General features: G+C 42.6%; 15 protein-coding genes. 6 read left to right on the top strand and 9 right to left on the bottom strand.

Annotated features, from left to right (window positions below; genetic code table 11):
* Positions 1 to 263: 263 nt before the first annotated feature.
* The 6 genes from NFS18_RS00170 (at position 264) to NFS18_RS19895 (ending at position 3,671) form a co-directional block, all read left to right on the top strand.
* Positions 264 to 938 carry a response regulator transcription factor gene (locus NFS18_RS00170; RefSeq protein WP_251386478.1) on the top strand — a complete coding sequence of 225 codons (675 nt, stop codon included), beginning with the start codon at positions 264 to 266 and terminating at the stop codon, positions 936 to 938.
* 62 nt (positions 939 to 1,000) lie between these two features.
* On the top strand, positions 1,001 to 1,618 hold the full coding sequence (locus tag NFS18_RS00165) for a response regulator transcription factor (RefSeq protein ID WP_251386844.1): 618 nt from the start codon (positions 1,001 to 1,003) through the stop codon (positions 1,616 to 1,618).
* A complete protein-coding gene (locus NFS18_RS00160) occupies positions 1,599 to 1,862 on the top strand; it encodes a hypothetical protein (protein ID WP_331477405.1) in 264 nt (87 codons plus the stop codon). Before NFS18_RS00165 ends, NFS18_RS00160 begins: the two co-directional genes overlap by 20 nt.
* Positions 1,862 to 2,533, top strand: coding sequence for a hypothetical protein (locus NFS18_RS00155; protein WP_251386477.1), 672 nt, complete (start codon positions 1,862 to 1,864; stop codon positions 2,531 to 2,533). The genes NFS18_RS00160 and NFS18_RS00155 overlap by 1 nt, the downstream gene beginning before the upstream one ends.
* A 4-nt stretch (positions 2,534 to 2,537) precedes the next feature.
* Positions 2,538 to 3,410, top strand: a complete 873-nt coding sequence (locus NFS18_RS00150; protein ID WP_251386476.1) for an ATP-binding cassette domain-containing protein — start codon at positions 2,538 to 2,540, stop codon at positions 3,408 to 3,410.
* Between the two features lie 9 nt (positions 3,411 to 3,419).
* Positions 3,420 to 3,671: a hypothetical protein gene (locus NFS18_RS19895; RefSeq protein WP_408631540.1), complete on the top strand. Its 252-nt coding sequence runs from the start codon at positions 3,420 to 3,422 to the stop codon at positions 3,669 to 3,671.
* Between the two features lie 9 nt (positions 3,672 to 3,680).
* Here the strand turns inward: NFS18_RS19895 and NFS18_RS00145 are convergent, their stop codons facing one another.
* The 9 genes from NFS18_RS00145 to NFS18_RS00105 all read right to left on the bottom strand — a co-directional run bounded on the left by NFS18_RS00145 (position 3,681) and on the right by NFS18_RS00105 (position 11,305).
* Positions 3,681 to 5,345, bottom strand: coding sequence for an ABC transporter permease (locus tag NFS18_RS00145; RefSeq protein ID WP_251386475.1), 1,665 nt, complete (start codon positions 5,343 to 5,345; stop codon positions 3,681 to 3,683).
* An 8-nt stretch (positions 5,346 to 5,353) separates the two neighbouring features.
* Positions 5,354 to 6,001 carry an ABC transporter permease gene (locus NFS18_RS00140; protein ID WP_251386474.1) on the bottom strand — a complete coding sequence of 216 codons (648 nt, stop codon included), beginning with the start codon at positions 5,999 to 6,001 and terminating at the stop codon, positions 5,354 to 5,356.
* Positions 5,998 to 6,681, bottom strand: a complete 684-nt coding sequence (locus NFS18_RS00135) for an ABC transporter ATP-binding protein (protein ID WP_177297618.1) — start codon at positions 6,679 to 6,681, stop codon at positions 5,998 to 6,000. Before NFS18_RS00135 ends, NFS18_RS00140 begins: the two co-directional genes overlap by 4 nt.
* Before the next feature lie 109 nt (positions 6,682 to 6,790).
* On the bottom strand, positions 6,791 to 7,828 hold the full coding sequence (locus tag NFS18_RS00130; RefSeq protein WP_251386473.1) for a sensor histidine kinase: 1,038 nt from the start codon (positions 7,826 to 7,828) through the stop codon (positions 6,791 to 6,793).
* A 7-nt stretch (positions 7,829 to 7,835) separates the two neighbouring features.
* Positions 7,836 to 8,522, bottom strand: coding sequence for a response regulator transcription factor (locus NFS18_RS00125; RefSeq protein WP_251386472.1), 687 nt, complete (start codon positions 8,520 to 8,522; stop codon positions 7,836 to 7,838).
* Positions 8,515 to 8,703, bottom strand: coding sequence for a helix-turn-helix domain-containing protein (locus NFS18_RS00120; RefSeq protein WP_251386471.1), 189 nt, complete (start codon positions 8,701 to 8,703; stop codon positions 8,515 to 8,517). The genes NFS18_RS00125 and NFS18_RS00120 overlap by 8 nt, the downstream gene beginning before the upstream one ends.
* A 174-nt stretch (positions 8,704 to 8,877) precedes the next feature.
* Complete coding sequence (locus NFS18_RS00115) at positions 8,878 to 9,042, bottom strand: aromatic acid exporter family protein (RefSeq protein WP_251386470.1); 165 nt, start codon at positions 9,040 to 9,042, stop codon at positions 8,878 to 8,880.
* A 153-nt stretch (positions 9,043 to 9,195) separates the two neighbouring features.
* On the bottom strand, positions 9,196 to 10,599 hold the full coding sequence (locus tag NFS18_RS00110) for a sensor histidine kinase (protein ID WP_251386468.1): 1,404 nt from the start codon (positions 10,597 to 10,599) through the stop codon (positions 9,196 to 9,198).
* Position 10,600: 1 nt separating this feature from the next.
* A complete protein-coding gene (locus NFS18_RS00105; protein WP_251386466.1) occupies positions 10,601 to 11,305 on the bottom strand; it encodes a response regulator transcription factor in 705 nt (234 codons plus the stop codon).
* Between the last annotated feature and the right edge of the window lie 141 nt (positions 11,306 to 11,446).

Below are 11,446 nucleotides of genomic sequence, written 5' to 3'. Positions count from 1 at the left end.
ACTGCGAATGCAGTAGTGAATGTGATCAGCCAGATTCGGAGAAAAGTTGGAGAGGGGTACATAGAAACTGTTGTAAATAGTGGATATCGTTTTGTGGGGTAAGTATGTAAAATGGATAATGGCATCTGTCCGTGGATGAAAGCTGGCAGATGTTTTTTTTTCGCAGATATGCTATTCTATAAGCAGTTTCTTGATTGCAGATACGAGTATAATCAGTGCTGCACTGCGAAATAACGAAATGATTGCCTGGGAAGGAGAAAATAATGGTTGGTAAAAAACTATTGATTATTGAAGATGATATGGATTTAAGAGAAGGATTGCGCTTTTCTTTTGAAGGAGATGGATATGAGGTTTTCGATGTGGGAACCAGAAGAGAGGGACAGCAGGAAATCAAAAAAGGTAGTTATGATCTTGTGCTTTTGGATTGCAACCTCCCGGATGGAACTGGATTTGACCTGTGCAGGGAAGTGCGCCGGTTCAGCATGATTCCCATTATCATGCTGACTGCCCGTGATACGGAAATGGATGAGATCAAGGCATTGGAACTGGGGGTGAATGATTATCTGTCAAAACCGTTTTCCCTGGGTGTGCTGAAAGCGAGAATGAAACGGATTCTAAATGAAAAAGCAGAAACGGCATATTTATGCTCCGGAAATATTGTCATTGATAAAAGTACCTGTAAAGTCTATAAGGATGAGGAGGAAGTAGCATTAAGCAAATTAGAATACAGGCTGCTGATGTACTTCATTGAAAATAAAAACCATGTGCTGTCGAAGGAACAGATTTTAAGCCAGATTTGGGATAGTGACGGAAAGTATGTAGACAACAATACAGTTTCAGTAAATATCAGTAGATTGCGAATGAAGATAGAAGAGGATGCATCCAATCCAAAGTTTATAAAGACCATTCATGGGGTTGGATATATTTGGAAGGAATAGGAACATGATTCTCAATATCATACTTGTGGTGCTGTTATGCTTCACTGTAGGGTACAGCATTTATAAAAATAAAAAGATATTCTATATTTACGGCAGAAGATGGGATGGAAGCAATGAAGATGTTAGCAGTAAATCCGGATATCATTTTATTGGATGTGAATATGCCTCAGCTTGATGGAATGGAGGTCTGCCGCAGAATCAGAGACAAAGTGGCTTGCCCTATTTTGTTCTTGACCGCAAGGGTAGAGGAACAGGACAGAGTGAATGGTCTTTTATCTGGAGGAGATGATTATATCTTAAAGCCATTTAGTTTAAAGGAGCTGGAGGCAAGGATCATCGCACACTTAAAACGGGAAGAACGTCATAAAACAAAATCAGAGTATCGCTTTCAGGGTGAACTCCTGATCGATTATACGGCAAAAACGGTGCAGATCAATGGGAATGATCTGGAATTGACAAAACTGGAGTATGGGATTATTGAATTTTTATCTATGAATCCGGGACTTGTTTTTGACAAAGAAAGAATCTATGAAAAAGTCTGTGGATATGATGGAGAGGGAGACAGCCGGGTGGTTACAGAACTGATACGAAGAATCCGAAAGAAAATGAGTCTGCAGACGGAGAAAGAGTATATCGAAACGGTATGGGGGATGGGATGGTTTGATTTCCCTATTGTTTAAAAATCCGCTGCCTGCAGTACCGTTCCTCATCTTATATATGGTGTATTCCAATGCCGGCGGCAGAAATGCGGAAGGGGTATATGGTTATTATGGAAGACCGCTGGCTATCATGGTGCGGTTCCCTGGCCGGTTCTTTGACACTGCGGAGCCGCCGATGGTATTGCTGAATCAAAGCTTTCTGGTACTGGCAGCGATAGGAATTATTCTAATCTGTATACAGCTATGGAAAAGGAGGAGGATGTAATGGGGAAGGAAGTGAAGATCTGTTTATCCCTCTACAAGATCGTATATTCCACTTTTTTCGTGAGTATTTTATGTATAGTCCGGGGAGTGAGCTTTACAAATGAAATAGGAGTTGCGCTGGAGCCTCCATTGGCCTTACTTGCAGCCGTGTTCTGTGCAGATACTTATGTACAGGAAATTGTCAGTAAAAGGGCGGAAGTAGAGCGTCTGTATCCGGTAAAAAACAGAACACTTTCTATCATAAAGAGGATGATGGTACAAGAAGGCTATCTGTTCCTTCTTGCAGCGGCAAGTTATGGAATGTATGGTATCATTCAAAAACCGCTCTCGCTTTATGGAACACAAATTGTAATAAAAGATGAACTAAAAATGTTTTTGGTGTATCTGGCAGCTATTGCTGTTACCCTTATTTTCTGGGGGCTTTTATCCCATACTCTGTCTTGTTTGTTTCGTAATATGTGGGCGGGGATCGGATGCGCCTTAATCCTGTGGATCACAACAAATTCAACGATTGGAGATCGGCTGTTAGGAAAATGGAATGTATTCTCTTATACATTCAGAAATATAGAAGATAATGGGGATCTAAAGTGGATATGTGGGAAAATAGTCTGTGTATGTTTGATCTTGATCATGGGCGCCATGCTACCTGAAATAATAAAGAAAAGAGGATAGAACTATGAGTATTAAGATAAATGATTTGACAGTAACTTTTAAAAATGGAGTGACGGCAATCGATCATGCTGATTTGGAAATCCCGAAAGGGCTGTTTGGGCTGCTAGGGGAAAACGGTGCTGGAAAAACTACGTTAATGCGGGTGCTGACAACTGTGTTAAAACCTACGGGTGGAACCGTTACGCTGGATGGGATGTTATACAGTGAGGGGAATTATGAGAAAATCCAGAGGAAGATCGGATATCTTCCCCAGGAAATTGAACTTTATCCGAACCTGACCGTGCAGGAATGTCTGGAATATATGGGAGACCTGGCTGGGGTATCGAAAAAAGTGTGTAAGGAACGTATCCGGTATTATCTGGAAAAGACCAGTCTGATAGAACATCGCAGGAAAAAAATGCGCCAGCTTTCCGGTGGAATGAAACGAAGGGTTGGACTGATACAAGCCCTTCTGAACGAACCAGAATTTTTGATCATAGACGAACCAACCACCGGCCTGGACCCGGAGGAACGTATCCGCATCCGTAATCTGCTGGTGGATTTTTCAGAAAAACGTACTATCTTGTTTTCTACTCATGTTGTGGAGGATTTGGTAGCGACCTGTAATCAGCTTGCAGTGATGAAAAAAGGAGCATTTCTTTATGCAGGTTCCATGCAGGAATTGATCAATGAAGCAAAGGGGCATATCTGGATCTGCAGGGCTACGGATGAAAAGCAGGCCAGAGAGATAGAGAAGAAATATCATGTTTCCTCTAAACAGTATGTAGATGGAGAATTGCGGATAAAATTAATCAATAAGGGAAAACCGGACATTGATTGCACTCCGGTATCTGCAACGCTGGAAGATGCATACATTTATATCACCAATAAGCAGTAGTATACTTTTTTGGAAACTTATGATTGCAGTGGAAAGACTGTAATACCATTTGCAATGTCCGGTGGCAGCGCAAGAAAGCCGTTTGGGCAGTGTTTTCTGGCACTTCGTTTCTTTTTATTCATGTTCTTCCTTTCCGAGTACTGTAAAAAAAACAAATATAGAAACGGCGGCTCTGAAAATCAAAGCTGCCGCTTCATAGGCACGTGGAAATGTGTCTGCTGTACGACGGCTTTTTTCTTTTGCCGTCGTGCGGCAGATTAAAATATTGAATTACAATTCATTGATGGTTGCAGTAATCGGCATGTTACAGATGCGTTTTGCCGGAGCGAAAGGTGCAAGAAGAGAAGTGAACACAAGCAGCACCAGTATTTCTCCAATAGATGTTAAAGGGATTTGCCATGCCGTTCCCCAATAATTTGTAATCATCTGCGAATAGAGAAAATGATGCAGCGGTAACCCCAGACCACAACCTGCGAGGAATCCAAGCATTGTGTACGTGGCGGCTTCCATGAGAATCATCTTCTTGATTTGTAAACTATCCATCCCCACTGCACGCATGGCTCCGTATTGCTTTGTTCTTGCAGACACGCTCATAGAAATACTGTTTACCGTATGAATAATAGTAATCAATGTGATCACGGCGAGGAATCCATAAACAAACAGGCAGAACATAAAATAGGTATTTTGTGTGTCTTTGTTTTGCGCCAGTCGATCATAAAAGCGATAATGTCCATCTGCCAATACGTGAAGCTCATTTACATTCTGCTCTGTTGCTTTTTTGGACAGCTGTACGTCAAGAACAGCATAGGCATCTTTGCCTGTAATTTCCTTGAACGTTTTCTCTGAGCAAATCACAGTTGGCTGATCCGATGTATCAAAGGGACTATCTTTCAAGACTCCAGCCACGGTAAGCTCTGTCTGATCCAGCTGAATCGTATCTCCAACCTTCAAAGAATTGCTTTTATCAAAAACCGTCAGTACACCGTTGCCTTCAGAGACAGCCGATATTTCACCTGCAATCAAATCTTCTGCTGCCCACTGAAACTGCTGATTCTCATAAGAAATCAAATCAATTTGCCCCAATTTCCCTTCATATTCTGCAGGAAGGCTTTGATACATCCGCCCAAATACCCGCTTTACATACGGCCGGCTTTCCACCTCTTTGGCAAAACTTTGTTTAATGTCGCACAGATTATCAGGACTACTATAAAAGACATCTGGTGCCCATGGCTTTAAGGGATTGAGTGCCATATTCACCCATTGTATAAGAACGGAAAAGCTCAAAATCATAATGATGCTGAGTGCAAAGGAGCCAGTCATGAGAAGTAGATTTTTGGGAGAGGATACGGCATGATGAATCCCCAAGGCCATCTCAATTTTCAAAAAGTTCTGCTTGATTGGCCGGGATGTGTTCCAGTTTTCGGAAAGATTTCCGGTAACAGCCGCAACCGGAGAAACACCTGCCGCCCGCCTTGCGGGAGAGATGGAAGATAACAGCACGGTCAAAACACCAACAACAATTCCGCTGATGATACCGACACTACTAATCCCAAATAGCGGAATCTGTACAAATTCAGCGCCCGCACCAAACCGGAGCAGTGCACAAAGCATCCATGTGCCCACAATCCCAACTATCACGCCAATCGGAACCGCTGTTTTGCACCAATAGAGTGCTTCCAACTTGACTATGTGCATAACTTGTGCCCGGCTTGCTCCAATACAACGAAGCATTCCAAAAAATTGTGTTCTCTCTGCGGTTCTGCTGTTCAGGCTTCCCGCAATCATAAAGACTCCCGCAGCCAAAACCAGAACAAACAAGATTGCAGCTACAAGGTACATTCCCATGACATAAGAATCACTGCTGAATCCCGTCAATCCCAGCAAAGCCGTGTTTTCGGATAATGTTTCGTCGGTAAAGCCATAGGTTTTCCGCAACTCTGCAATCACCTTACGAATATGGATATTCTCGTGAAAGCGCACAAAACAAACGGGAGCAAGCTTACTTCCTTCTGCTTTTGCAAGACTTTGGAAGGAGTCCAATTTAGAAAAGCCCCCACAATGTCGGCATCTGTGGTAATGGTAACATCTCCTCCAAAACCGGAAATCGTATAGCCAAAATCTCCAGCTGGTGTATGTACGGTAATCGCCTCTCCAATCTTCAGAGAAAGCAGTTCTTTTGAACGATTCGAAAGTAAAATTTCATCCTTTTTTGTAGGATATCGGCCTTCCGTCAAATTGTCATAAATCTCCGTTAGAATCGCATTATCACCACCTGCGATGACGCAGCTTTTTCCATTGATCGTATAGTCTTCGGATAAATCAAAGTTCAGTCCGTCATAACGGGAGGACGTCATCACATCTGTTCGCTGTGCGATTTGCTCAATCTGTTGCTCGGATGGCTCCTTCAACATGATATGCCAGTTCCCATGTTCTTTGATCACTCGTGTCTTTTCCATGCGGATCGCCATATCTGCCATGCTGAAAATCATCGTAACCAACAGCACTGAGATAATGATGCACAGCATCGTCATCCTATTCTGTCTCTTCCGCACCTTTGCAGAAATCGGAATAAGGCTAAGATAGCTTTTCATTCGCGGCACCTCCCGAAGTCGGTCAGTACACCGTCCGATACCTGCAAAACCCGGTCAGCCGTCTGCGCGATACTGCGATTGTGGGTAATCATAATGATGGTCTGCTCGTATTTTTTCGATGCCTCTTTCAGCAGGGCAATGACTTCGCTGCTGTTCTGCGTGTCCAGATTGCCGGTCGGCTCGTCAGCTAAGATTAGAGCTGGCCGGGTGATAAGCGCCCGCCCGATTGCCACACGCTGCTGCTGGCCGCCGGAAAGCTGGCTCGGCAGGTGGTTACGGCGCTCTTTCAGGTTCAGTACCGTCAGTAGTTCTTCCAGATACTTCTTATCCGGCTTCTGGTAGTCCAGCAGCATAGGGAAGATGATATTCTGCTCCACGGTCAGCTCCGGCACAAGGTTGAACGCCTGAAAGATAAAGCCAATATTCCTGCGCCGGAATACGGTCAGTTTCTTGTCGTTCATGGAAAAAATGTCCTTGCCGTCGATCCTCACCTTGCCCGATGTGGGCGTGTCCAGAGCGCCGATCATGTTCAGCAGCGTACTCTTGCCGGAACCGGATTCCCCCACGATTGCCACATATTCGCCTTTGGGGATGGAAAAGCTGACATCTTTCAGTGCCTTAACAGCGGTTTCCCCGCTGCCATAGGTCTTACAAATCTTGTTGACCTCTAATAAATTCATAGTGCAAACACCTCTTTCTTATGTTTTTGCGATGCAGACAGGCAGACTTCGTTTCCTATCTACGACTGAAAGAATAGCACTGAAATATTACTGTAACCCTACAATCAGCCTACAATTTTGTAGGAATCAGAAAATTCATCGTGAAACTTGTCCCTCTGCCCAATTCACTGTCTACCTCGATTGCTCCCCCGTGTGCTTCAATGACTGCTTTCGCAAGCGGGAGGCCAAGACCGATACCCTGTGTATCTTTTGAAAAACGGCTGCGATAAAAACGCTTGAAAATATGGTGTATATCCTCCGGGTGGATGCCACATCCATTATCCTTTACCACAATTTGAACACCAGATGGCAACGCCTTCCATGTGATGCGAATGGCAGCACCATTTTCCGTATGGTCAAACGCATTTTTCACAATATTGTCGATTGCCTCAGACAGCCAATCACGATCACAGCAAAGAGAAACATGATCCGAGCCAGACAGAATGATTTCCTTCTTTTCCTGTCTGGCTCTATATGCAAAATGCAGTTCAATATCCCGTATCATATCCGCCACATTCTCTGTGGCCTTTTCCAACACGATGGCACTGGCATCCAGTCTTGTAATCTTGAGCAGGTTTTGTACCAGTGTTTCAATGCGGTCAAGTTCCTGTTCGGATAAATCAGCAAACTCTTTTACCGTACTCAATTCCATATCTTCGTCCTGAAGCAGACCATTATAAATATTCAAAGCAGCCAGCGGTGTTTTCAGTTGGTGGGAAATATCAGAGATTGTATTTTTCAGAAATTCCTTTTCCCGAAGTTCGTTATCTGCGTGAGCATTTAAGACAGCCGACAGAGAATTGACAGAATGAAACAACCGATACAGTTCGCCCTCATCATCACATTCAATACGGGCATTGTGATCTCCGTCAAGATACGCATTGATCTGTGATACCGCCTGTTCCATAACTTGATTTTGTTTGGTGAAATAGGAACAACACGCTGCCAATATGGCCCCTCCTTCCAATACAAAAACAAGCAATAGGAACAAAGAAAACCGCTGATAGCACAGCCATAAGAACCCTTGTGTCAGCAGAAAGGAGGTCACCCAAATAACTGATAATACAAGAAACAATCTTTTGATCTCTTTGTTTGCAAATATTTTCATAGACCCCTCACCCGATCACATTCCATTTGTAACCCATTCCCCGAACCGTCAGGAGCATTTGTGGTTCACTCGGATTATCCTCGATCTTCATACGCAGCCGCCTCATATATACGGTAAGGGTACTGCTGTCAATATAATTTCCATCGCAGTCCCATAGCTTATCTAAAATTTGTTCTTTGGTAAGTACCATGTTAGGGTTTCTCATAAACAGACACAGCAGTTTATATTCTGCGGCAGTCAGATCCAATAGCTTTCCATTCTTGAACGCCTCCCCTTGCAGCAAAAGCACTTTCATTCCGTTGGATTCCAGCTGTGTATCTGCGGAGCTAAAATCCTTTGCCCGACGAAGCAGTGCATTTACTCTGGATACTAACACTCCCAGCTTAAACGGTTTTGTAATATAATCGTCTCCGCCAATGTCCAATCCCATGATAATGTTCATTTCTTCATCTGCCGCTGTCAAAAACATGATGGGGACTTTGGAAACCTGCCGCACTTTTTTGCAAAATTCAAATCCAGTGCCATCCGGCAGTGATACATCAAGCACCAGCAAATCATATTTTCCATCTGTCCACAAACTGTCTGCTTCTTTGAGGGTTCTGGCAACAACTAATTCAAATCCCTGTTTTTTGAACGCAAAAGAAAGCCCGTTAATCAGGCTCAGATCATCTTCAAGAAGTAATATATTACTCATGCTTTTGCTCCTTTCCTTGTTTTGTCCGGCCATCAACTGGCTTTTCCGCAGTTTTAGGGAGCAGCCAAACACAGGCCATCTTCACAGCGCCGGAGATACGCCCACCGGCACAATAATAATTCACTCTACGAGGTGTCACGCCCCATTTCTCGGCGGCCTCTTTTAATGTCATATAGTCCATCTCGCACCTCCATAGAATCTATTATAGTTCTTTAAATCGAACAATACAACCTTCAATATTAAGTGTTTGGAATCAGTCATGGAAAATCCCCCTTTCTTCGATTATGGGAAAGGGCGGCAGCAAAATCATTCCCCATATACCATCTATTATGGTCGCAAATTCTCTATTTTTGGCTTATTGAAAACTGTCCTGCTGATTCTGCCGCATACAAAGAATGGCAGCAATAGCCGCATAAAACGGAGCACCAGCGTTACGAATTGTATCAATAAAAAAGCATACAAATACAGCGAATACAGTTTTATAAATACGTCCCCCGACTTTTAGGGGATAGGATCCCATACCTTGTTGTATACACCTTTCAATATATATTCCTCCAGAATGTGTTCGTCCATTTCACGATACGACTCGATGAGATAAAATCCAGCATTTAGATTTTATAATTTATCCAATGCAAAATTTATTCATAGATAAATATAGTTGCCTTGTTACCTATCAAAAGACGAGGTTGTTTATCGGTAATGTAAGTTTAACGGTAAATCCGCCATAGGTACTATGTTCAATTACAGTTATACCATCGTGTGCAGCTACAATTTGTTTTACGATAAGCAATCCTAAACCGTGGCGTTGCTCAGTTGTATTTTCATCGCAGAACATATAATGCGGAGCATTATTGAGCTTTTCTATTTGCTCGTCAGTAGCTCCAACGCCGTCATCAGAAACACCTACTGTGCATTTGTAGCTATCAGCCGTAACGCTGACATAGATTTTACAGCCTTGTTCATTATGATTGATGCTGTTTTGAATGAGATTGCTAATCGCTCGCTTTAGTAAATCCTTATCAGCATTTACAGGGCAGATAGTTAAGGCTTCGTCTGTTTCCCATTCAATCGGATATTTGTCCTCAATATCCATATTGATAAAATCAACAACTACCTGCCGAACAATAGCAATTAGATTTTGCTTTGCAGGATTTATCGGCTGCATATTGTACTCTAATTTGGACGCAAGATTAAGGTCATTGATTAAGTTCTGCATACGCTTACTTTGTCTAACAATGACTTCTGCCTTTTGGCGTTCTTCAGGATTCAAATTTGCATCGTCCTTTAGTTGACCTGCATACCCCATAACCATAGATAACGGAGTTCTGATGTCATGAGAAACTCCTGCGATCCAATTCGCTCTTGCAGTTTCCTTTTTTCGTAGTTGATATTTCTGACTTTGAAGAATATCAGAGGTATGATTAATGTTTGCGGAAATTTCGGAAAGCAAACCGCTTTCTTTAATCTGCACAGGCTCTCCAACAGATAAATCCTGTATTCCCTTTGTAATGGGCTTGACCGATTTTAAGAGTTTTGTATTCGCTGTCACATAGATAATAAATATGACGATAACATTGATTATCAATACCGTAAGGACAGTTTTAGGTAAGTTAGCGATTAACTGATAATCCCAACTCGACCACATATGTTTCCAAAAACTCTCTTTTGGATAGCCAAGCACCACAAGCCCGTTTTCTGCTTCGCCCGTAAAGGTTGGATAGTCGCTTATATATCCACGGGTTAAGCTTGCAATATCCGAAAGAGTGTATGTCGTAGGTACGGTGTCTGGTAAATTATCTGTTTTCCAGACTACCTGCTTCGTGTCATTGTCGATGAAAATGCCCCAGACATCGGCTTCACTTAATTCAAGAGCCATTTCGTCTGTCAGTACATAATTTCCGTCCTTTGCCTGATGTAAGGCGTTAACGACTTCTTCAGCAGTTTTCCACGGCCTCGCATTGGGTATCTGCCTCGTTGTAAATACAACTAACAGGACGATATTTAAGATGATTAAAAGAATTGAGCTGAGAAGTAAAATGCCGACAAAACGGCGTATTAGTTTAGGTACACTTTTCATATCACTTACCCCCGACAATCAGCTTATATCCTAATCCCTTAACCGTGATTAATGATACGGGGCGTGAGGGATTTAATTCGATTTTTTCTCTGATACGTCTTATGTGAGCCATTAAAGAATTTTCATACCCGAAAGGGTTTTCGCCCCAAGCTGCTTCACACAGAGCATCTATTGTTACGATACGACCTACATTGCGGTACAAGGCAGCCAGAATATCATGTTCTTTTGCGGTCAGAGCAATATGCTCTCCGCCTTTGATTACTTCTGCACGGTCAAAGTCAATTTCGCTGTTCTGTAATTTTATAAGAGGATTTTCGCCTTTATAGCTTCTGCGTAAGATAGCCATTATGCGGAATGTCAGCTCCTTTGGCAGAAATGGTTTAACCACATAATCATCTGCACCAAGACCAAAGCCTTTGAATTTGTCCTCGTCCTCTCCACGGGCAGTTAAAAATAATATGGGATATTCACCCTTTTGCTTTAGCTGTTCCATTAAAGAGAAACCGTTACCGTCTGGCAGCATTACATCGAGGATTGCAAATTCTGGTTGGAAGTTGTCTGCCAAAGCAAGTGCTTCTTTGATAGTTTTAGCAGTTGCTATATTATTAAAACCTTCCTCTTTTAAAATGGATACAACCATATCCAAAAGCTCCTGCTCATCATCAACGAGCAGCAGGCGTTTGTTCTTCAAATATTCAAAATCCATACGGACACCTTCTTTCTGTTTCACATTATAGCATATAAATATGAAATTTTATAATGTGCGAATAAATGTAAGGTAGATGTAAGGTAGAGAGAATGTTGCCGCAAGGTTGGAATTGTAGAATGAAACCATATCGAGAAAGGA

The sequence above is a fragment of the Mediterraneibacter agrestimuris genome (assembly GCF_943193195.1).
GTDB classification, from domain to species: Bacteria; Bacillota; Clostridia; order Lachnospirales; family Lachnospiraceae; genus Schaedlerella; species Schaedlerella agrestimuris.
Note: the sequence above shows the minus strand (reverse complement) of the source record. Positions and strands in the feature narration are given on the sequence as shown.